Raw genomic sequence first — 19,685 nt, 5'->3', positions numbered from 1 at the left:
CCCCTGCCTTCATCTGTCAGTTTGCGGGAGTCGAAGAAACGCCAACCTGCGCAGGCCGCAACAGGCGATCATGCAACAAGAAGCCTTCGGTCATGACTTGAATGATCTGACCCGCCTTCGTCCCGGGAACAGGCGCTTCAAACATGGCCTGATGCAATTGCGGATCAAACTGGTCGCCGACCTCTGGCGCGACCGGGGTAACGTTATGCTTGGTCATCACGCTCAGCAATTCGCGCAGGGTCAACTCTACCCCCTCAATCAAAGCGGCCGCTTCTGCGCGATGTTGATCTGTTGCGGCATCCAGCGCCCGGCGCAAATTGTCATAAACCGGCAACAGATCGCGGGCTAGTTTTGAACCGCCGTATTGCTCTGCCTCGCGCCGATCCCGCTCGCCACGTTTGCGGGCGTTTTCAGCATCGGCCAGCGCTCGCATGAAACGATCGCGCATGTCATCCCGCTCTGCGCGCAGTTGTTCCACTTCATCCACCGCGGGCTCGGCCCCAAACTGCGCCATATCTACTTCGGCCTCAGCCATTTCCGGCGTTTCTACGTTGGCTGCCTGTTCATTCGCCATTTTGTCTTTCCTTGCTTTCGTCACTCTGCGTCACCCCTTCGAGCGATCTGAAATAAGCCGCCCGACGAGTTGGGCCGTGTAGTCTACGATGGGAACGATGCGGCCATAATTCAACCGCGTCGGCCCGATCACACCCACGGCACCTATAATCTTTCGATCAGCGTTCATATAGGGAGAGACGACCAGAGACGACCCCGAAAGTGAGAACAACTTGTTCTCAGAGCCAATAAAAATGCGGACACCTTCGCCGTCTTCGGTAAGTTCCAGAAATTCTGCGATATCGCGCTTGCGCTCCAGATCGTCAAAGAGGCTACGAATCCGGTCAAAGTCCTTGGCTTCGTTGGAGCCATCAAGCAGATTCGAGCGCCCGCGAACGATCAGCCGCTCGCTTTGTTCTCCCGCGTTTTCCCACAGGACAAGCCCAGTTTCGACCAGTTCACGCGCAAGCGCGTCGATTTCTTGGCGGCGCGACTTTATCTGCGCCGTCACGCTTTGGCGCAATTCCGAGAGCGTTTTCCCCTCTGCCAGCGCATTCAGGAAATTAGCCGCCTCTCGCATCGAAGATGGTGTTTGGCCCGGCGGCGGGGTGAACACGCGATTCTCGACATGGCTGTCTGCAAAGACAAGAACAACCAGAGCGCGATCTGCGTTTAAGCTGACAAATTCAATGTGTTTGATCGGCGCTTCATGTTTTGGCGTCAAAACCAGACTGGCGCCCTGCGTAATTCCGGACAAGGTGGAGCCGACACGATCCAGCATCGTCGTCACATCCGGCTGATTTTGGCCAAAGGTCGCATCAATCTTGTCACGATCCTCGGCAGCTACCTCGCCCACCTCCAGCACACCGTCGACAAACATCCGCAATCCGATTTGCGTCGGGATGCGACCGGAGGACGTGTGCGGGCTGCCCAAGAGGCCAAGATATTCAAGATCCTGCATCACGTTGCGAATGGTCGCGGCGCTGATCTTTTCGGACATCGTGCGCGACAGCGTTCGCGATCCAACCGGATCACCGGACGCAAGATAGCCCTCAACGACCCTGCGAAAAACCTCGCGGGATCGGTCATTCAGCTCGGACATGATGGCTGCGCGTTTGTTCTGGTCGGTCATTTCTTTGTTCCCAAGGCGCCCTATACCTTAATGAGAACAAGGGCTTTTCGTCAATGATGCTTGCATCCTTCGGCCAGCGATGGGTATTTGAGCAATATATCAATTTGAGGAGCGATCCAATGCGACCATCGGCACGAAACCTGGACCAGATGCGCCATGTCACGATTGAAACCGGCGTCATGAAACATGCCGAAGGGTCTTGTTTGATCAAAATGGGTGAAACGCATGTGCTATGCTCTGCCTCAATTGAAGAGAAGGCGCCTTCGTTTCTGAAGAATACGGGTCAAGGCTGGGTGACGGCTGAGTATGGCATGCTTCCAAGGGCCACGAACACCCGCAATCGGCGTGAGGCGGCGGTGGGCAAGCAAACAGGCCGCACACAAGAAATCCAACGGCTGATCGGTCGCGCCTTGCGGGCCGGTGTGGACCGCAGAGCGCTTGGGGAGCGTCAGATCGTGGTGGATTGTGATGTCTTGCAAGCCGATGGCGGCACGCGCTGCGCCTCTATCACCGGTGGTTGGGTCGCTTTGCGGCTGGCCGTGAACCAGATGTTGAAGGCCGGGGTTATCACCAGCGACCCGATTGTGGATCATGTGGTTGCGGTATCTTGCGGCATCTATGCCGGGCAAGCCGTTCTTGACCTTGATTATGCAGAAGATTCAAATGCCGGAACCGATGGCAATTTCATCCTGACGGGAACCGCGCGCTCGATTGAGGTTCAGATGTCGGCAGAGGGCGCGACCTTTTCACGCGAGGAAATGGGGCAGTTGATGGATCTGGCAGAAGTAGGTTGCGCGGGTTTGGTTGCCGCACAGAAAGCGGCGCTGGCATAAGATGCGGAAGTTTTCAGATAACCGGCTAGTCGTTGCCACCCATAACGCTGGAAAGCTTGCCGAAATTCGCGAGCTTTTGAATGGTTTTGATGTAGCAGTGACCTCTTGCGCGGAGCTTGGGCTGGCCGAACCACAGGAGACAGAGGATAACTTCATCGGTAACGCGCGGATCAAGGCCCACGCCGCCGCTCAGGCCTCGGGTCTTGTGGCTTTGGCGGATGACTCTGGAATTTGCGTGGATGGTTTGGGCGGTGCGCCAGGTGTCTATACTGCGGATTGGGCAGAAACGCCGACAGGTCGCGACTTCACCATGGCGATGGAGCGGACTTGGCGGGAACTGGAGGCCATCAGTGCACCCTACCCGCGCACCGCTCAGTTCCGCTGCACTTTGGTGATGGCTTGGCCCGATGGGCATGATGAAGTTTTTGAAGGTGTGATGCCGGGGTCCGTCATTTGGCCGATGCGCGGTGATTTGGGGCATGGATATGACCCTATTTTTCAACCTGATGGTCATGAACGCACCTTTGCCGAAATACCCGCCGACGAGAAAAATCTGATCAGCCACCGTGCCGATGCCTTTCGGAAACTTGTCGCGGGATGTTTCACGTGAAACCTTTAAAAGCTCGGCCACTGGCAGAGGATTGGCAGCAAGGTGGTTTCGGATTGTATATCCATTGGCCCTTTTGCCAGTCGAAATGCCCCTATTGCGATTTCAACAGTCATGTTGCGGCGAAGATTGATCAAGCCAGATGGCGGGATGCCTATTTGCGGGAAATAGACCGCGCTGCTGCGGAAACGCCCGGCCGCATCCTTCAAACCGTCTTTTTTGGTGGGGGCACGCCGTCACTGCTGGCACCCGAAATTGTCGATGCCATTATTGCAAAAGTTCGCGCTGCATGGCCAACGGCAAACGATATAGAAATCACTATGGAGGCAAATCCCGGTTCCGTGGAGGCGGGCCGTTTTGCAGCGTATCGGCAAGCAGGCGTCAACCGTGTTTCAATCGGCGTTCAAGCCCTGAACGATACGGATCTGAAAGCGCTTGGCAGGCTACACAGCGTTGCAGATTCGCTCGCTGCGATAAAGATCGCACAAAAGACCTTTGACCGGACGAGCTTTGATCTGATCTACGCGCGACAAGGGCAATCCCTTGCAGCGTGGCAAGCGGAACTGGATCAAGCCCTACAAATTGCGAATGGGCACCTATCCCTTTATCAATTAACGATAGAGGACGGCACGGCCTTCGGTGATCGGTTCCGGCGCGGCCTGTTGAAAGGACTGCCAGACGAAGATCTGGGTGCAGACATGTATCTGGCTACCCAAGACGCTACGAATGCGGCAGGGTATAAGAGCTACGAAGTCTCAAACTACGCCAAAGACAGCCAAGAATCACGCCACAACTGCATCTATTGGAATGCTGGTGATTATATTGGCATTGGACCGGGTGCACATGGCCGCCTTAGCCTTGACGGGTGTAGATGGAGCACCGAGGCCACATCAAACCCAACAGCATGGCTTGAAAGCATCGAGGCTGGCGCACCGAAGGAGCGCCGGGATCTGCTTTCAAGCGCAGAGCAGGGAACAGAATACCTTATGATGGGCCTGAGGCGGGACATCGGCATTGATCTGGAACGATACAGCCGTCTTGCAAAATCGACGCTGAACCGAACCACTGTTGCAGACCTCGAATCCCTTGGATTGGTTGTCCGAAGGGAAAACCGGCTCAGCGCAACGCCCTCGGGTCGGCTGGTTCTGAACGCCGTGATTGAGAAGCTGATGGCCGAATAGCGGAGGATTAGTCCCTATCCATCAAAGACAATGTGCGACACAGGTTATCGAGATCATCCAAGGTGTTATACCTGATTGTCAGCGTCCCACGCTCCCCGCCCGGCTCATGATTGATGCTGACCGCCATGCGCAAATTGGCGCTCAGATCAGCCTCTAAAGCGCGCGTATCGGCATCCTTCTCGGGCGTCGCCCGTGGACCGGCATTTTTTCTCGTGGCCGATGGTTCCGCCGATTCCCGCGCAAGCCGCTCTGTTTCGCGAACTGAAAGCCCCTTTTCAATCGCGACTTTTGCCAAACGCGATGGATCAGTTGTTGTGATCAGTGCGCGGGCATGACCAGCAGAAAGCTTTCCCTCCCGAACAAAGGCTTGCACATCATCAGGCAAGGTCAACAACCGCAATAGATTTGCGATGTGACTCCGGCTTTTAGACAAAGCTTCGGCAATCTTTTCTTGGGTATGCCCAAAACGATCCATCAACTGCCGAAAACCCGCTGCCTCTTCAATCGCATTCAGATCCGCACGCTGAATATTCTCAATAATTGCGACCTCCAACACCTCGGTATCCGAGAACTCCCGCACCAAAACGGGCAAACGATGGAGTTGCGCCATCTGAGCCGCGCGCCAACGCCGCTCCCCCGCAACAATTTCATAAGTGCCTTGCTCGGCACGCGGGCGAACGATGAGCGGTTGCAACACCCCCTTCTGCTTGATCGAATTCGCAAGATCCTCAAGTGCTTCGGGCGTGAAATCCCGGCGTGGCTGATTTGGATTGGGAAACAAGTTTTCAACAGCAACGACGATATCCGAACGGCGCACATCGACAGCCTGACCGTCCTTGTCAGCCGTCGCATTGATATCCGCCATTAAGGCTGACAAACCGCGCCCCAAACCGCGACGTTCTTGCTTCTTTTCCATCACTGCGCGCTCCTTGTTTCTTTCTGAGCCAAACCATACCGCTCTGCTATCTCCTGCGAAAGGGCGCGATAGGCCTCCGACCCCTTTGATGCGCTATCATAAGACAGGACCGGCAGCGCATATGATGGCGCCTCGCTCACCCGAACATTGCGCGGAATCATAGTCTTGAAAACAAGCTCTCCAAGATTTTCGCGCGCATCCGCTTCAACCAACTGCGAAAGGTTGTTACGCTTGTCATACATGGTAAGCAAAACCCCCTCTATCCGCAGATCACTATTGGCAGTTTGCCTGATCTCCCGCACGGTCAACATCAATTGCGATAGGCCTTCCAGCGCAAAAAACTCACTTTGCAGTGGAATCAGGACCGAATGGCAGGCCACCAAGGCATTGACAGTCAAAAGACTGAGTGAAGGCGGGCAATCGATCAGGACAAAATCGAAAGACAAATCTGCCATCGCTGGCTGCCGCAAGGCATCATGTAACAAAAAGCTACGCTTTTCATTGGCCACCAGCTCCATATCTGCCGATGAAAGATCTGAATTGGCCGGGCAAACAAAAATATTCTCCAACGCGGTCGCATGAACCACCAAATCCAACGGCGCTTCTTCGACCATCAGGTCGTAAGTCGTAAGGCTGCGGCTAGCCAATTCAATCCCAAGCCCGGTTGATGCATTACCCTGCGGATCCAGATCGACAACCAGCACCTTCGCACCAAGCTCCGCTAGACCTGCGGCGAGGTTAATCGTCGTCGTGGTCTTGGCAACACCGCCCTTCTGGTTTGCGATCGCGATAATTCTGGGGGCGCCATGTTTGGCCGGGTCAGACATGTTTGATATCCTGAATTCTCAATATGACACCATTGTCATCAGTTTCACTTGGCACCGCTTCATACTCGAAAGCCCATTCTTTCTTTGCCTCTGCGACTTCTGCAAGATGGGTCGCACCTTTCGGAAAGAGGCAGGTGCCACCACTGATTAAGTGCCGTTGGGCCAACTGTAAAAGCACAGAAAGAGAAGCCAACGCCCTTGCTGAAAGAACATCCGCTTCAAGCGGTGGCAACAATTCTGCCCTTTCCGGGATAATATTTGCGTTCAACTGTAAATGGCGCACCGCCTCCCTCAAAAATGCGGCCTTGCGCTGATCTGACTCGATCAAAGTAAAACGACGCTCCGGCGCAAACTCCTTTGACAAGATCGCCAGAACGATTGCGGGAAAGCCTCCACCACTTCCAATATCAACGATATGAGAACAATGCTGAGGGATCAGAGGAAAAATTTGCGCGGAATCTTCGACATGGCGCTTCCAGATCGATTCGATACTGGATTTCGAAACGAGGTTGATCGCAGGGTTCCACTTTTTGACCAGATCACAAAAAGCGTGCAGTCGATCAACTGTTTCACGTGAAACATCCGGGGCACTTTGAAAGAGTATCATTTTGCGCGCCGCGCCGATTCTTCGCTTTTCAGACGAGAGAGGACGAGTAAGAGCGCGGCCGGGGTCATCCCTTCTATCTTGCCTGCGTGCGCAATTGAACCAGGACGCCGCAGGGTCAGCTTTGCTTTCAATTCCCCAGAAAGACCGGGGAGTGATTGGAAATCAAAATCCTTTGGTATAACAACGGCTTCGTCTTTCCTCAGCGCAGCCGCGTCCGCGCTCTGACGATCCGAGTAATTGGAATAGAGAGATTCCCGCCACATCTGCATCAACACATCGGGCTCCAAGAATGGAAATCCATCCAATCGCGTAGCAATCGCTGAAGGAGATATATCAAGCTGGGATAAGAGAGAAAACGCTGTCCTGCGCACCCCATCTTGACGCACGTGAAAGCCTGCTTTTACCAACTGATTAGCCGTATAGCTAATCTGGTTCAGGGCATCGCGGCCCTTATCCAGCTTTTCCATCTTGGCAAGAAATTCCTTCTTGCGCCCCTCTCCAACGGCACCAATCGACAAGGCCAAATGCGTCAAGCGCTGATCGGCGTTATCCGCCCGCAAGACCAAACGATACTCTGCGCGAGAAGTGAACATCCGATAAGGTTCAGTAACCCCGCGGGAAATCAGATCGTCAATCATCACACCAATGTAGCTTTCGGCGCGACTAAAGCTAACCGGATCCTGCTGTCTCGCAAATCGTGCAGCATTCAACCCAGCGACAAGCCCCTGTGCTGCCGCCTCCTCATATCCTGTTGTCCCGTTAATCTGACCCGCAAAATACAGTCCCGTGACGCCACGAACCATAAGATCTGGGCCAAGGCCCCGCGGGTCGAAATAGTCATATTCAATCGCATAACCTGGCTGCAAAATCACTGTTTTCTCTAGACCTTTGATCGAGCGCACATATTGCTCTTGCACCTCTGCGGGTAAAGATGTCGAAATACCATTCGGATAGACTGTGTGATCGTCGACACCCTCTGGTTCTAGGAAAATTTGATGTGAAGATTTATCCGAGAAGCGGACAATCTTATCTTCGATCGAGGGGCAATAACGTGGGCCGACCCCCTCAATATGGCCACCATACATGGCAGAACGGTCCAGATTGCGACGCACGATCTCATGCGTATTCTCATTGGTTTCGGTAATCCCACATTCAACCTGTGGCGCAACTGGTGAAATACTCATAAACGAGAGCATGGTCGGAACATCATCGCCCGCCTGGCTTTCCAGCTCGGCCCAATTGATGGTTCTGCCGTCAAGACGGGGCGGCGTTCCCGTTTTCAACCGACCAGACGCCAGCCCAAGATCGGCAAGCTTTTCCGCCAACTTAACTGACGGCAATTCCCCAACCCGGCCGCCCGATGTTCTTTTGTCGCCAACATGGATCAAACCGTTCAGAAAAGTCCCAGCTGTCAAAATAACTGACTTGCCGCGGATCTCAGAACCATCAGCCAAGCGAACGCCAAAGATTTGACCCTGCTGTAAGATAAAATCAACAACCTCACCTTCAATGACGGTAAGCCCCTGTTGTTTCTCCAAAATCCCCTGAATAGCTTGCCGATACAGCTTCCTGTCCGCTTGTGTCCTTGGCCCCTGCACTGCCGGCCCTTTACTGCGGTTCAAAAGACGAAACTGAATGCCTGCCGCATCCGCCGCCAAGCCCATTATCCCATCAAACGCGTCTATTTCACGAACAAGATGGCCTTTTCCAAGCCCACCGATAGCCGGATTACAGGACATCACGCCCAACGCGGCCTTCTTCAGTGTCACCAATGCCGTTTCTGCACCAGCGCGCGCGGCGGCTGCCGCAGCCTCACAGCCCGCATGCCCGCCACCAACAACGATGACATCAAAATGTTCCACGTGAAACATCCTCATTTCCCAATGCAAAAGCTTGAGAAGATTTCCCCAAGCAAGGTTTCAACATCAATCTCACCCAGCAAGATCTGAAGCGCACGCGACGCAATCCGCAATTCTTCAGACGCTATCTCCAGTACTGGCCCAAGCTTGTCTACCTCGATTCGGGCAATTTCCAAAGCTCGCACCGCTTCCGCGATCGCAATACGATGCCTTTCTCGGGTTAGGACACTGGCACCCGCCACACGCTGCGAAAGGACTTCCGTAATCCGCTGAATAAGCGCGGAAACCCCCTCACCCGTTCTACCAGAGACCCGAATGGCATCCCCATGGATCGCACACCCACCGAAGATATCCGCCTTCCCCATCGCAAGAATATCTCCATCCTGCGGCTCTAGCAATTCAACATCGGCACCTTCTGATTGCAGAAAGACCCGCAGATCCGCCTTCTGCGCACGCTCTATCGCAAGGCTCACACCCAAGGCCTCAACCAGATCATCCGTTTCGCGCAAACCAGCTGTATCAAGAAAAGTAACAGCAAGCCCCTGCAAATCCATCCGCACTTCGATCACATCGCGCGTAGTGCCCGCCACTTCCGAAGTAATCGCCGCATTCCGACCAGCTAAACTATTGAGAAGCGTCGATTTTCCTGCGTTAGGCCGACCAACGATCGCAACCTCAAACCCGTCCCGAATACGCTCCGATGCCGCCGCGCCTGCTACTTCAGCACGCAGCGCTACCAACAGACCATCCAACAGCGCACGAACTTCTGGCAGCACATCTTCAGGCACATCTTCATCGGCAAAATCGATCGTCGCTTCCAACAATGCCGCAGCCCGGATCATCTTGCCGCGCCAATCACGCACTCTCTCGCCAATCGCCCCGGACAAAACACGAAGCGATTGAACCCGCTGCGCCTCCGTTTCTGCATCAATCAGATCAGCCAGCCCTTCAACTTGGGTCAGATCCAAACACCCGTTTTCCAAGGCCCGCCGTGTGAACTCACCAGCCTCCGCAGGCCGCAAGCCGGGAATCTCAGACAAGGCCGCGATCACAGCCGCAACAACCGCACGGCTTCCATGCAGATGCAGCTCCACCACATCTTCCCCGGTAAAACTCGCACCCTTCCCAAAGGCCAGCACCAGCGCCTCATCCAACAGTGCCCCGTTCCACATCAAGCGACGCAAACCCGCCTGACGCATAGCAGGCAAAGGCGCAAACAGGCGCGCAGCATCATGCGCCTTCGGTCCAGACAGCCGAACAACGGACAAACCCGCCTTGCCTCTCGCCGAGGCAAGCGCAAAAATGGTGTCTGACATGGCCATTCTCCCGAATTAACGCCGATCTGCAAAACGGAATAACACAGCGCAAGAAGCGAAAGCAGGGCTATACAGCCAATGCCGGGAAGCGTCTATAGCTCCCCAGCCCTCGCTTCGGTCAGGTGTTCATCGAATCGAAGAAATCCGAGTTGGTTTTGGTCTGCTTCAACTTCGAAATCAGGAATTCAATCGCATCCGTTGTCCCCATCGGGTTCAGGATGCGGCGCAAAACATAGGTTTTCTGAAGGTCGATTTTATCCACCAGCAGATCCTCTTTCCGTGTGCCGGATTTCAGAATGTCCATCGCCGGGAACACGCGCTTATCGGCAACCTTTCGATCCAGAACAATTTCAGAGTTACCAGTGCCTTTGAATTCTTCAAAGATCACTTCATCCATCCGGCTGCCGGTATCAATCAACGCCGTGGCAATGATGGTCAACGACCCGCCTTCTTCAATGTTCCGCGCCGCCCCAAAGAACCGCTTGGGCCGCTGCAAGGCATTGGCATCCACACCACCGGTCAGAACCTTGCCCGAGGACGGCACAACCGTGTTGAAGGCCCGGCCCAGACGCGTGATCGAATCAAGCAAAATTACAACGTCGCGCTTATGCTCCACCAGCCGCTTGGCCTTCTCGATCACCATCTCGGCCACGGCCACATGCCGCGTTGCCGGTTCATCGAAGGTCGAAGACACAACTTCACCCTTCACAGAACGCTGCATATCCGTCACTTCTTCCGGGCGTTCGTCGATCAGCAACACGATCAGATAGCATTCCGGATGATTGGTCGCGATGGAATGCGCAATATTCTGAAGCAAAACGGTTTTACCCGTCCGCGGCGGCGCCACGATCAAGCCACGCTGCCCCTTCCCGATCGGGGCAACCAGATCAATGATCCGCGCCGAACGGTCTTTCAACGTCGGATCATCCACTTCCATCTTGAAGCGTTCATCAGGATAAAGCGGCGTCAGGTTGTCAAAATGAACCTTGTGACGTGCCTTTTCCGGATCATCAAAGTTGATCCGTGTTACCTTGGTCATGCTGAAATAGCGTTCCGTCTCACGCGGGGCCGCGATCACGCCTTCAATCGTATCGCCTGTGCGCAGTGAAAACTGGCGGATCATATCGGGCGAGACATAAATATCATCCGGCCCCGGCAAATAGTTCGCCGAAGGAGAGCGCAGGAATCCAAACCCATCCTGCACCACTTCCAGCACGCCATCGCCGCCGATTTCCCAACCTTCCTCGGCATGCTCTTTCAGGATAGAGAACATCATCTCACCCTTCCGCATGGAAGGTGCGTTTTCCACATCCCATTCTTCCGCCATCGCCAGCAGATCAGCAGGCGTCTTGGCTTTCAGGTCAGCAAGATTAAGCCGTCCAACAGGGGCATCTTCGGAAAAGGTCTCATCGGTCATGGCTGCAACATCCTCGGCTCATCGCGGATCATGGCGATGGCATCGTCGACAAAAGGGGAAACGCTTTACGGACCGGACGGCCCAGCTTTGGCCCAGATAGGCAACAGCCGCTAAATTGTCAAGAAAAGCCTCAGAACTTCACAATAACCGACAAGACGATCACAACCATCAAAATGGTCGGCACCTCGTTCATCATCCGGTAATTGCGCCCGGTCAGGCTGTTCTGTCCCACTTCAAACGCCTTGCGCCGACCCGCAAGCCACATGTGAAACCATGTCATCCCCAGCACCGACACAGCCTTGGTCCAGGGCCAGACCATCGACCAATCCACGATCCCCGGCGTCAGCACCAGCATCAGGCCTGCCACCCAGGTCACAACCATCGCCGGGTTCATGATCACCCGCAGCAGCTTCATTTCCATGGTCTGAAACAAACCATCCGCCGCATCCCCGGTTTTCACCTGCTCTGCATGATAGACAAACAGCCGTGGCAAATAAAACAACCCCGCCATCCACGAGATCACCGCCATCACATGCAGGGCCTTCACCCAAAGATATATATCCGCCAGTATCGAGGTCATGTTTTGTCTTCTCTGCTCTGCCTACTCTTTAAATATAAGATATATATAGAAAGATGTAGATATAGATGGCCCTATGGATAACAGAATATCTGAATCTCTCCGCAGGTTCATCCCCATAGCCAATATTGTGGGTAAATGACAGGATAGTTTCGTCAAACCCTGATTACGGCAATAAAATCAATAAACTAACCGCTTTGTCTTGGCTCCGTTTCATCAACAGCTATCGCCGTTTCTACTCTATCCCCAGCCCCTTTCCGTGCGCTTCCACATGTGGATATCCATCGCGAAAGCTTGACAAAAAGCGCCCCTTACCCCCACCACTGGGCAAAACGCGGCTTGTCCCCAAAACCGGCCGTTGGAACATATCAAGATTTTCCACAGGGTCACACACAACCGATGCCGCCGTTCATTCTCGCTTCTTCCTCCTCGACGCGGCTGGATATGCTGCGCGCCGCCGGGGTTGATGTCACCAGCCAGCCCGCATCGACGAAGCCGCCCTGCGCGCGGGGCTGGAAGCAGAAGATGCCACACCACAAGACATCGCGGATTTCCTTGCCGAAATGAAGGCCCGTAAAATCGCGGAACGCCAGCCCGATGCCTTGGTTCTGGGCTGCGATCAGGTGCTTGAATTCAAGGGCAAAGCCTGGGGCAAGCCCGAAACGCCCGAGGGTGCAAAGCGCCAGCTTTTGCAACTGCGCGGCCAAAAGCATCAACTTCTGTCAGCCGTGGTGCTTTACCATGAGGCAAAGCCGATCTGGCGCCATGTCGGCAAGGCCCGGTTGACCATGCACAGCTTTTCCGATGCCTGGCTTGATGGCTATATTCACCGCAATTGGGACAGCATCCGCCACTCTGCCGGGGCCTATTTGCTGGAACAAGAAGGCATCCGGCTGTTTTCAGAGGTGGAGGGCGATTACTTCACCATCCTCGGGCTTCCCCTGTTGCCTCTCTTGGGCTATCTCAGGGTAAGGGGATTTATTGACACATGACGGACCATCCGCGCATTCCATTGGCTGGGGTTATCGGTTCTCCGATCGCCCATAGCCGCTCGCCCATCCTGCATAATTACTGGCTGAAACGTTATGGCATCAAAGGCCATTACATCCCGATGGATATCGCCCAGGCTGATATGGCCGAGGCGCTGCGGATGCTGCCGAAATTGGGTTTCGTCGGGCTGAATGTCACTATCCCCCACAAGGAAAGCGTGATCGCGCTTGCCGATATCGTGACAGACCGCGCCGCGCTGATCGGGGCGGCGAATACTTTGATCTTCCGCAGCGATGGTAAAATTCACGCCGATAACACTGATGGTTCTGGTTTCGTGGCAAACTTGCGTCAGAACGCGCCGGACTGGCAGCCAAAATCCGGTCCTGCGATGGTGTTTGGTGCTGGCGGTGCGGCCCGCGCTGTTGTCGCTGCCTTGATAGAGGTCGGCGTTCCCGAAATCCGCATCACCAACCGCACCCGCGCCCGCGCCGAGGCGCTGCGCTCTGATTTTGGCGCAAAGCTGACGGTGGTGGATTGGGTGCAATCCGCGCATTGTCTGGATGATGTGGCAACCGTGGTCAACACCACAGCCCTTGGTATGGTTGGCAAGCCGGAATTCAACGTCAGCCTTGCCGAACTCAACCCCGCCGCATTGGTCAATGATCTGGTCTATACCCCCATTCAAACCGAATTGCTGACCCATGCCGCCGAACGCGGCTGCCAGACGGTGGATGGTTTGGGAATGCTTTTGCATCAGGCCGCCCCCGGTTTTGAACGCTGGTTCGGCCAACGGCCCGAGGTGGACGAAGACACCCGCGATACGGTCATGGGGCTATGACGGCCTTCCGGCTTGGGTTGACCGGGTCTATCGGCATGGGCAAATCCACCACTGCCGGGTTTTTCGCCGCAGCCGGACTGCCGGTCTGGGATGCCGATGCCGCCGTCCACCGGCTCTATGCCCAAGGCGGCGCGGCGGTTCCGGCCATCGCAAGCCAATGGCCGCAAGCGATCATCGGTGGCGCGGTGGATCGCAGCGCGCTGAAAACCATCATCGCCGCCGATCCGGGCGCGCTGAGCGGTATCGAGCAGATCGTGCATCCGCTTGTCGCGGCTGATCGCGCTGATTTCCTGCACAAGGCGCGGGCTGATATCGTCGTGCTGGATATCCCGCTGCTGTTCGAAAAAGGCTCTGAATCTGACATGGATGCGACCTTGCTTGTCACCGCGCCCGCCGCCTTGCAACGTGCCCGCGTTTTGGCCCGCCCCGGCATGACCGAGGCGCAGTTTCACACCATCCTGTCCCGCCAGATGCCCGATGCCGAAAAGCGGAAACGCGCCACCCATATCATCGAAACCCTTAGTCTTGATGCAGCGCAGGCCTGCGTGACCGCGCTCATCGCCTATATCCGACAGGTGCAGCATGCGTGAGATTGTCCTCGACACCGAAACCACGGGGTTTGAACCGACCGAAGGCGACCGCATTGTTGAAATCGGCGCGGTGGAACTGTTCAACCACATGCCCACGGGCCGCACCTATCACCAATATATCAACCCAGAACGCTCCATGCCCAAAGCCGCGTTTGAAGTGCATGGTCTGGGCGATGATTTCCTGCGCGACAAACCGGTGTTCCGCGAGATTGGCCAAGCCTTTCTGGATTTTATCGGCACCGACAAGCTGGTGATCCATAACGCCAGTTTTGACATGAAATTTCTCAATCACGAACTGGCAGCAATCGGCCTGCCCACGCTTCCCAACAGTCAGGCGATTGATACCTTGATGATCGCACGGCAAAAATTCCCCGGCTCGCCTGCCTCGCTCGATGCACTGTGCCGCCGCTTTGGCGTCGATAACTCGGGCCGCGAAAAACACGGCGCGTTGCTGGACAGTGAAATTCTGGCCGAGGTGTATCTGGAACTGATCGGCGGCCGCCAGCCAGATTTCGGCCTGTCCAGCAACGCAGAGAAAACCGCAACGTCGGCCACGGATCAAAGCGAATGGCGCCCCTCTGCGCGGCCAAACCCCTTGCCCCCCCGCCTGACAGAGGCCGAAGCCGCCGCCCATGCCGCCTTTGTGGGAAAACTGGGCGACGCCGCTATCTGGTTGAAACGGCAATAAAAAAAGGCCGGACAAAACGTCCGGCCCCTTTATCGTAATGTCGGATATGCTCAGGAAACCGGCTGCGCGGTTTTCTGTTCTTCCATGCGGCGGGCCAGTTCGGCGCGATACAGGGCCAAAAAGTCCACCGTGTCGATGTTCAGGGGCGGGAAGCCCCCATCGCGCGTCACGTCCGAGATGATGCGGCGCACATAGGGAAACAGCATCCGCGGGCATTCGATGAGCAGGAACGGGTGCATCTGGTCTTCCGGCACGCCTTCGACATGGAAAATGCCGCCGTAATCCAGCTCTACCATGAACAGCGTCTCATTGGTGGCCTTGTTCTTGGAGGTAACGCGGAACTTGGTGATCACCTCAAACTGGTGGTCGCCGCTGCGCTTGCGGGCATCAAGGCTAACGGCAACCTGTGTATCAGGCTGCACATCCGTGCCCTGCAAGCCGCGCTGGGCAACGGCGTTTTCAAAGGACAGATCGCGCACGAATTGCCCCAGAACCTGCATTTTCACTTGGCCTGCGGCTGCGGTGTTTGCTGCCGGCTCAGCGCCATTTCCTTCGGTCATTTCAACTCTCCCAAAAAATCATTGCGCATGGTCTAGCAGGTGATCGCATTGGCCTCAATGCTCTGTCCAGCCCGAGGGGCGTTTGTTTGGCGGCGTTTGCGGGCGGTCTTCGGTCAGATCTTCGTATTCCGCTTCAATCACATCATCGCGCCCAGCGTCCCGATACGGCCCCGGCGAAGGCGCTTGCCCGGCACTGAAGCTGGCAACCTGAACCCGTGCCGCTACCGCCGCAATGATGGCCCGGCGCAAAGGCGGAACCAACAGCGCAAACCCCACCGCATCGGTGAAAAAGCCGGGTGTCAGCAGCAACGCCCCCGCAAACAAGATCAAGGCACCATGCGCCAGCGGCGAAAGCGGGTCGCGCATCTGCGCCATCGAATTGCGCAATTCCCCCAACACCTTCAACCCTTGCTGGCGCACCAACATCGTGCCGATGATCCCGGTCAGCAGCACAATTCCAAGGGTCGGCCACAGGGTCAACCAGCCACCAACCTTGATGAAAAGCCCGATCTCGATCAATGGAACGGCGATAAATGCCAATAAAAGCCACATTTTCCCGTTTCCCTTCCGTGATTTCCACTCAATTCTTTGCATAGGTGTCGGTAGACTTGGCAACACCCCTGCCCTACATAGGGATAAAGCGGGGCGATACCAATATCGCATTCATTCTCGGGGGTCCTGCCTCCGGCTTACTGAGGTCTGATATGAACTCTTCGATGATCGAACTCCTTGTTCTGGCGGGAATTGCCATTTTCCTGATCCTGAAGCTGAAATCTGTTCTGGGCACGCGCGAGGGGTTTGAAAAGCCGCCCGTCCTGCCAGAGGAGGTGAAACCCCGCAGCAAAAAGCAGTTTGAGGTGATCGAAGGCGGACCGGATCGCGATATCACGGACCATGTCGCCGAAGGCTCCCCCGCCGCCAAGGCCCTTGCCGCGATGAAAGCCGCAGAGCCCAGCTTTTCAGTGTCTGAATTTCTGGGCGGTGCCCGTGGCGCCTATGAAATGATCCTGATGGCCTTTGAAACCGGCGATCTGGAAAAGGTCAAAGCTTTCCTCGCCCAGGATGTCTACGAAAGTTTTGCCGAAGCTGTCGCCGCCCGCGAAGCGCAGGGCCTGACGATTGAGGCTAATTTCATCGGTATTCGGGAGCTTGCCGTGCAAGGTGCCGAATTTGACACCACCTCCCGCGAGGGTGAGGTTTCTGTGCGCTTTGTGGCTGAGTTGAATTCGGTCGTGCGCAATAAACTGGGCGAAGTCGTCGAAGGCAGCCCGACCGAGATCAAGCGTCAGCGCGACGTTTGGACTTTCTCGCGCCAGATGGGGGCTTCGGACCCGAACTGGCTGCTGGTTGCCACCGGGGATTGATGCGTGGCGCGGCCCGCCTTCTTGCCTTTGCCGCAGTGCCGCTTCTGGCGCTGGGGCTGACGGCGGTGTCCGCAATGGCGCAGATGCTGGATTTTTCCGACCTGAAAGGGTGGGAACAAGACGATCATCGTGCGGCCTTGTCGACCTTTCTGGATACCTGTTCCCTGCTGGAGGATCCCGATTGGGAACCGATCTGCAAACTGGCCCCGGATGCGATGGCCTCCCCCGCTGCGGCGCGCAGTTTCTTTGAATTGCTCTTCCGGCCCGTGATCGTGGGCGAACCCCCGGCGCTGTTCACCGGATACTATGAACCTGAACTTCCCGGCTCTGCCGTGCGCACGCCGCGCTATGCTTACCCGCTATATGCCCGCCCGCCAGAATTGCGGGACGGTCAGCAATGGCTGGACCGGGGCGCGATTGAATCCAGCGGGGCCTTGCGCGGGCGCGGCTTAGAGATCGTCTGGCTGGAAGACCCGGTCGAAGTGTTTTTCCTTCAGGTTCAAGGCTCTGGCCGGGTGCGCCTGCCCAATGGTCAGGTTGTTCGCGTTGGCTATGCCGGGCGCAACGGCCACCCCTATCGCTCTGTCGGGCAGGAATTGGTGCGGCGCGGTATTTTGGGGGCGCATAGTGTTTCGGCCCAAGGCATCAAGGCGTGGGTGCGCGCCAACCCCACCTTGGGGGCCGAGATGCTGCATCATAACCCGTCTTTCGTGTTCTTTCGGCGCTTGCCTGACCTGCCGCCGGAAAAAGGGCCGATCGGGGCGATGGGCCGGTCGATCACCACGATGCGCACACTGGCGGTTGACCCGGCCTACACCCCGCTGGGTGCCCCGGTCTGGCTGGAAAAGGCCGGGCGCAACCCGATCAACCGCTTGATGGTGGCGCAAGATACGGGCGGCGCGATCAAAGGCCCGCAGCGCGCCGATATCTTCTTTGGCACCGGTCCGCAGGCCGGAGAGGACGCAGGCACCGTCAAGGATGGCGGCCGTATGGTCCTGCTCTTGCCGATCGAACGCGCCTTTGCCGCATTGGAGACAGACTGATGCCGCGCCGCCGCTCTCTGCGCCCCGAGGAGGAGGAGCTTTGGCGCGCGGTGGCCCGCACCGCCAAGCCGATGCATGCCCCGGTTTTTCGCCGCAAGGTTCAGGACAACCCGGCAGAGTTTTCGGAACCCGCCGTGAAATCCCATTCCGTGCCGCGGATTGCGCCGTTTCGACTGGGCGAAAAACCTGCCACACCCCGCCCGCAAACCGCCGCGCCGCCGGCGCTGCAAATGGATGCCAAAGCCTTTGGCAAGCTGACGCGCGGCAAACTGGCCCCCGAGGCGCGGATCGACCTGCACGGCATGACGCTGGCCGAGGCGCATCCCGAACTCATCCGCTTTATCCTGAATGCCCATTCGGCGGGGATGCGGCTGGTTCTGGTGATTACAGGTAAGGGCAAACCGGGGGTCGATACCGGGCCCATTCCGCGCCGCACCGGGATTTTACGTCAGCAGGTGCCGCATTGGTTGCACCAGCCCCCCCTCGCCCCGGCAATCCTGCAAGTGACCGAGGCGCACCTGCGCCATGGCGGCAGCGGGGCGTATTACATCTATCTACGCCGCCACCGATAAGGCCGCGCGCGCCCGGGCCAACGGCAGCAGCATCACCAGCACCGCAAAAGCGAAAGAGGCAGCAAAGCCGTAAAGCTGCGTCTCATATCCGATGCCCGCATCAATCAGCGCACCCGAAAGCCCCGGCCCGATGGCAGACCCCAGCACCATCACCGCCGCCACCGCCGATTTGATCGCGCCCAGATGGCGGGTGCCGTAAAACTCGGCCCAGACCGCGTTGGGAATGGTCGATTGCCCGCCCCCGGCCATGCCCATCAGGATCACACCCGCTGCCGCCCAGCCCAAAGAGGGGGCGAAAGCGTGCAGGCTGAACGCAAGGATTAACGGCAGAAGATAGATCGGCAGCAGACGCGCCGCGCCAAACCGATCAATCGCCCAGCCATAGACAAGGGTGAACAGACCAAAGGTCAGCGTGCCCAGCGGAAACACCGCAACCAGCGCCAGATGGTCCCAGCCCTTGATCTCGGCGAAATGCACCTGATGGAACCAGAAAGCGGTGCCAAATGCCGGAAAGAACAACAGCGCCGGGGTCAGCGACCAGAACAGCGGGTGCCGCAGCGCCTCGGCCCGTGTCCAGTGGCGGCCATTCATGCCCAAGGTGGCGTTGCTTTCGGCACTGCTTTGCGGTGTGCGTTCCAACCGGAGCAAACGATGCAGGATCGGCAGGCAGAGAAAGCAAAACAGCGCCGCACCCACCCAAAGCAGATGCCAGTCGATATGCTGTTTAAGCCAGACAAAGGTGAGCGGCATCAAAGCTTCGGCGGTCATGAAGCCCATGGTGGCCACCGCCAGCGCACGACCACGCGCCGCCACGAACCAGCGCACCATCGCAACCACGGCGACATGGCTTGTCATGCCTTGGCCGGTGAATCGCAGCGCGAAAATGACAAGGGGCAGGGCGGCAGCCCATGGGTTGAAGGCCATCGCAAGGCAGGCCAGCCCCAGTAGCCCCACCACAGCCACACCCAGAACCCGCACCCGGAATCGATCTGCCAAGCCGCCCGCAAAGACCATGGCCAAGGCGGAGAATCCGGTGCCGACCATATAGATCACGCCCCAATCACCATTGCTCAGCCCGAAATGCGCCCGGATTTCACCGCCGAAGATGGAGATGAAAAAGGTTTGCCCAAAGCTGGAAAGAAAGGACAAAAGCGCGCCTGTGGCCAGAAAGGGCGCGTTGTCGCGGAGAAAGGCAAGCGTTGGAGTTTTCATCCCC

General features: G+C 56.8%; 21 protein-coding genes and 1 pseudogene. 10 read left to right on the top strand and 12 right to left on the bottom strand.

Annotated features, from left to right (window positions below):
- Positions 1 to 16: 16 nt before the first annotated feature.
- A complete protein-coding gene (locus EGN72_RS12725) occupies positions 17 to 598 on the bottom strand; it encodes a nucleotide exchange factor GrpE (protein WP_370323275.1) in 582 nt (193 codons plus the stop codon).
- Between the two features lie 6 nt (positions 599 to 604).
- The gene (hrcA, locus tag EGN72_RS12720; RefSeq protein ID WP_127048161.1) at positions 605 to 1,684 is read right to left on the bottom strand and encodes a heat-inducible transcriptional repressor HrcA; all 1,080 of its coding nucleotides are present in this window, start codon (positions 1,682 to 1,684) and stop codon (positions 605 to 607) included.
- Between the two features lie 119 nt (positions 1,685 to 1,803).
- Between hrcA and rph the strand changes: the two genes are divergently transcribed.
- From rph to hemW, 3 genes are read left to right on the top strand one after another with little or no spacing between them, the layout of a single operon-like run.
- Complete coding sequence (rph, locus tag EGN72_RS12715; protein ID WP_127048159.1) at positions 1,804 to 2,517, top strand: ribonuclease PH; 714 nt, start codon at positions 1,804 to 1,806, stop codon at positions 2,515 to 2,517.
- Between the two features lies 1 nt (position 2,518).
- Positions 2,519 to 3,127: an RdgB/HAM1 family non-canonical purine NTP pyrophosphatase gene (rdgB, locus tag EGN72_RS12710; RefSeq protein WP_127048157.1), complete on the top strand. Its 609-nt coding sequence runs from the start codon at positions 2,519 to 2,521 to the stop codon at positions 3,125 to 3,127.
- Positions 3,115 to 4,305: a radical SAM family heme chaperone HemW gene (gene hemW / locus EGN72_RS12705; protein WP_127048155.1), complete on the top strand. Its 1,191-nt coding sequence runs from the start codon at positions 3,115 to 3,117 to the stop codon at positions 4,303 to 4,305. The genes rdgB and hemW overlap by 13 nt, the downstream gene beginning before the upstream one ends.
- A 7-nt stretch (positions 4,306 to 4,312) precedes the next feature.
- On the opposite strand, the gene EGN72_RS12700 is transcribed toward hemW, so the two are convergent.
- From EGN72_RS12700 to hemJ, 7 genes are all read right to left on the bottom strand, one after another.
- Complete coding sequence (locus EGN72_RS12700) at positions 4,313 to 5,221, bottom strand: ParB/RepB/Spo0J family partition protein (protein ID WP_127048153.1); 909 nt, start codon at positions 5,219 to 5,221, stop codon at positions 4,313 to 4,315.
- The gene (locus EGN72_RS12695; RefSeq protein WP_127048151.1) at positions 5,221 to 6,048 is read right to left on the bottom strand and encodes a ParA family protein; all 828 of its coding nucleotides are present in this window, start codon (positions 6,046 to 6,048) and stop codon (positions 5,221 to 5,223) included. The genes EGN72_RS12700 and EGN72_RS12695 overlap by 1 nt, the downstream gene beginning before the upstream one ends.
- A complete protein-coding gene (gene rsmG, locus EGN72_RS12690) occupies positions 6,041 to 6,655 on the bottom strand; it encodes a 16S rRNA (guanine(527)-N(7))-methyltransferase RsmG (protein WP_127048149.1) in 615 nt (204 codons plus the stop codon). Before rsmG ends, EGN72_RS12695 begins: the two co-directional genes overlap by 8 nt.
- Entirely contained in the window at positions 6,652 to 8,517 is a 1,866-nt protein-coding gene (gene mnmG, locus EGN72_RS12685) for a tRNA uridine-5-carboxymethylaminomethyl(34) synthesis enzyme MnmG (protein WP_199743744.1), read from the bottom strand. The genes rsmG and mnmG overlap by 4 nt, the downstream gene beginning before the upstream one ends.
- Positions 8,518 to 8,528: 11 nt before the next feature.
- Complete coding sequence (gene mnmE / locus EGN72_RS12680; RefSeq protein ID WP_127048145.1) at positions 8,529 to 9,830, bottom strand: tRNA uridine-5-carboxymethylaminomethyl(34) synthesis GTPase MnmE; 1,302 nt, start codon at positions 9,828 to 9,830, stop codon at positions 8,529 to 8,531.
- A 118-nt stretch (positions 9,831 to 9,948) separates the two neighbouring features.
- The gene (gene rho / locus EGN72_RS12675) at positions 9,949 to 11,247 is read right to left on the bottom strand and encodes a transcription termination factor Rho (RefSeq protein WP_127048143.1); all 1,299 of its coding nucleotides are present in this window, start codon (positions 11,245 to 11,247) and stop codon (positions 9,949 to 9,951) included.
- A gap of 130 nt (positions 11,248 to 11,377) precedes the next feature.
- Complete coding sequence (gene hemJ / locus EGN72_RS12670; protein ID WP_127048141.1) at positions 11,378 to 11,827, bottom strand: protoporphyrinogen oxidase HemJ; 450 nt, start codon at positions 11,825 to 11,827, stop codon at positions 11,378 to 11,380.
- A 396-nt stretch (positions 11,828 to 12,223) separates the two neighbouring features.
- Here hemJ and EGN72_RS12665 point away from each other — a divergent pair.
- The 4 genes and pseudogenes from EGN72_RS12665 (at position 12,224) to dnaQ (ending at position 14,930) form a co-directional block, all read left to right on the top strand.
- Positions 12,224 to 12,816, top strand: a pseudogene (locus EGN72_RS12665) (nucleoside triphosphate pyrophosphatase).
- On the top strand, positions 12,813 to 13,652 hold the full coding sequence (locus tag EGN72_RS12660; protein ID WP_127048139.1) for a shikimate dehydrogenase: 840 nt from the start codon (positions 12,813 to 12,815) through the stop codon (positions 13,650 to 13,652). Before EGN72_RS12665 ends, EGN72_RS12660 begins: the two are co-directional and overlap by 4 nt.
- Positions 13,649 to 14,242 (top strand): dephospho-CoA kinase, encoded by a 594-nt coding sequence (coaE, locus tag EGN72_RS12655; protein ID WP_127048137.1) that lies wholly within the window; start codon positions 13,649 to 13,651, stop codon positions 14,240 to 14,242. Before EGN72_RS12660 ends, coaE begins: the two co-directional genes overlap by 4 nt.
- Positions 14,235 to 14,930, top strand: a complete 696-nt coding sequence (dnaQ, locus tag EGN72_RS12650) for a DNA polymerase III subunit epsilon (RefSeq protein WP_127048135.1) — start codon at positions 14,235 to 14,237, stop codon at positions 14,928 to 14,930. The genes coaE and dnaQ overlap by 8 nt, the downstream gene beginning before the upstream one ends.
- Before the next feature lie 50 nt (positions 14,931 to 14,980).
- On the opposite strand, the gene secB is transcribed toward dnaQ, so the two are convergent.
- Positions 14,981 to 15,490: a protein-export chaperone SecB gene (gene secB / locus EGN72_RS12645; RefSeq protein ID WP_127048133.1), complete on the bottom strand. Its 510-nt coding sequence runs from the start codon at positions 15,488 to 15,490 to the stop codon at positions 14,981 to 14,983.
- A gap of 54 nt (positions 15,491 to 15,544) precedes the next feature.
- On the bottom strand, positions 15,545 to 16,042 hold the full coding sequence (locus tag EGN72_RS12640) for an FxsA family protein (RefSeq protein WP_127048131.1): 498 nt from the start codon (positions 16,040 to 16,042) through the stop codon (positions 15,545 to 15,547).
- A 152-nt stretch (positions 16,043 to 16,194) separates the two neighbouring features.
- Here EGN72_RS12640 and EGN72_RS12635 point away from each other — a divergent pair, with 152 nt between their 5' ends.
- From EGN72_RS12635 to EGN72_RS12625, 3 genes are read left to right on the top strand one after another with little or no spacing between them, the layout of a single operon-like run.
- Complete coding sequence (locus tag EGN72_RS12635) at positions 16,195 to 16,854, top strand: Tim44/TimA family putative adaptor protein (protein WP_127048129.1); 660 nt, start codon at positions 16,195 to 16,197, stop codon at positions 16,852 to 16,854.
- Positions 16,854 to 17,897 carry a murein transglycosylase A gene (locus EGN72_RS12630; RefSeq protein ID WP_127048127.1) on the top strand — a complete coding sequence of 348 codons (1,044 nt, stop codon included), beginning with the start codon at positions 16,854 to 16,856 and terminating at the stop codon, positions 17,895 to 17,897. The genes EGN72_RS12635 and EGN72_RS12630 overlap by 1 nt, the downstream gene beginning before the upstream one ends.
- Complete coding sequence (locus EGN72_RS12625) at positions 17,897 to 18,469, top strand: Smr/MutS family protein (RefSeq protein ID WP_127048125.1); 573 nt, start codon at positions 17,897 to 17,899, stop codon at positions 18,467 to 18,469. The genes EGN72_RS12630 and EGN72_RS12625 overlap by 1 nt, the downstream gene beginning before the upstream one ends.
- On the opposite strand, the gene EGN72_RS12620 is transcribed toward EGN72_RS12625, so the two are convergent.
- Complete coding sequence (locus EGN72_RS12620) at positions 18,452 to 19,681, bottom strand: MFS transporter (RefSeq protein WP_127048123.1); 1,230 nt, start codon at positions 19,679 to 19,681, stop codon at positions 18,452 to 18,454. The two genes, EGN72_RS12625 and EGN72_RS12620, sit on opposite strands and share 18 nt — an antisense overlap.
- Positions 19,682 to 19,685 lie beyond the last annotated feature (4 nt).

Origin of the sequence: Pseudorhodobacter sp. E13 (assembly GCF_003991405.1) — a bacterium.
GTDB lineage: Bacteria > Pseudomonadota > Alphaproteobacteria > Rhodobacterales > Rhodobacteraceae > Pseudorhodobacter.
The sequence above is the reverse complement of the archived record's forward strand: the minus strand, read 5'-3'. Positions and strand labels throughout refer to the sequence as shown.

Coding starts and splice junctions, on each gene's coding strand:
- EGN72_RS12630 (WP_127048127.1), top strand. CDS start 16,854: ATGCGTGGCGCGGCCCGCCTTCTTGCCTTTGCCGCAGTGCCGCTTCTG.
- hemW (WP_127048155.1), top strand. CDS start 3,115: ATGTTTCACGTGAAACCTTTAAAAGCTCGGCCACTGGCAGAGGATTGG.
- EGN72_RS12700 (WP_127048153.1), bottom strand. CDS start 5,221: ATGGAAAAGAAGCAAGAACGTCGCGGTTTGGGGCGCGGTTTGTCAGCC.
- hrcA (WP_127048161.1), bottom strand. CDS start 1,684: ATGACCGACCAGAACAAACGCGCAGCCATCATGTCCGAGCTGAATGAC.
- rsmG (WP_127048149.1), bottom strand. CDS start 6,655: ATGATACTCTTTCAAAGTGCCCCGGATGTTTCACGTGAAACAGTTGAT.
- EGN72_RS12625 (WP_127048125.1), top strand. CDS start 17,897: ATGCCGCGCCGCCGCTCTCTGCGCCCCGAGGAGGAGGAGCTTTGGCGC.
- rho (WP_127048143.1), bottom strand. CDS start 11,247: ATGACCGATGAGACCTTTTCCGAAGATGCCCCTGTTGGACGGCTTAAT.
- coaE (WP_127048137.1), top strand. CDS start 13,649: ATGACGGCCTTCCGGCTTGGGTTGACCGGGTCTATCGGCATGGGCAAA.
- mnmE (WP_127048145.1), bottom strand. CDS start 9,830: ATGTCAGACACCATTTTTGCGCTTGCCTCGGCGAGAGGCAAGGCGGGT.
- secB (WP_127048133.1), bottom strand. CDS start 15,490: ATGACCGAAGGAAATGGCGCTGAGCCGGCAGCAAACACCGCAGCCGCA.
- dnaQ (WP_127048135.1), top strand. CDS start 14,235: ATGCGTGAGATTGTCCTCGACACCGAAACCACGGGGTTTGAACCGACC.
- EGN72_RS12640 (WP_127048131.1), bottom strand. CDS start 16,042: ATGTGGCTTTTATTGGCATTTATCGCCGTTCCATTGATCGAGATCGGG.
- hemJ (WP_127048141.1), bottom strand. CDS start 11,827: ATGACCTCGATACTGGCGGATATATATCTTTGGGTGAAGGCCCTGCAT.
- EGN72_RS12635 (WP_127048129.1), top strand. CDS start 16,195: ATGAACTCTTCGATGATCGAACTCCTTGTTCTGGCGGGAATTGCCATT.
- EGN72_RS12660 (WP_127048139.1), top strand. CDS start 12,813: ATGACGGACCATCCGCGCATTCCATTGGCTGGGGTTATCGGTTCTCCG.
- rdgB (WP_127048157.1), top strand. CDS start 2,519: ATGCGGAAGTTTTCAGATAACCGGCTAGTCGTTGCCACCCATAACGCT.
- EGN72_RS12695 (WP_127048151.1), bottom strand. CDS start 6,048: ATGTCTGACCCGGCCAAACATGGCGCCCCCAGAATTATCGCGATCGCA.
- rph (WP_127048159.1), top strand. CDS start 1,804: ATGCGACCATCGGCACGAAACCTGGACCAGATGCGCCATGTCACGATT.
- EGN72_RS12620 (WP_127048123.1), bottom strand. CDS start 19,681: ATGAAAACTCCAACGCTTGCCTTTCTCCGCGACAACGCGCCCTTTCTG.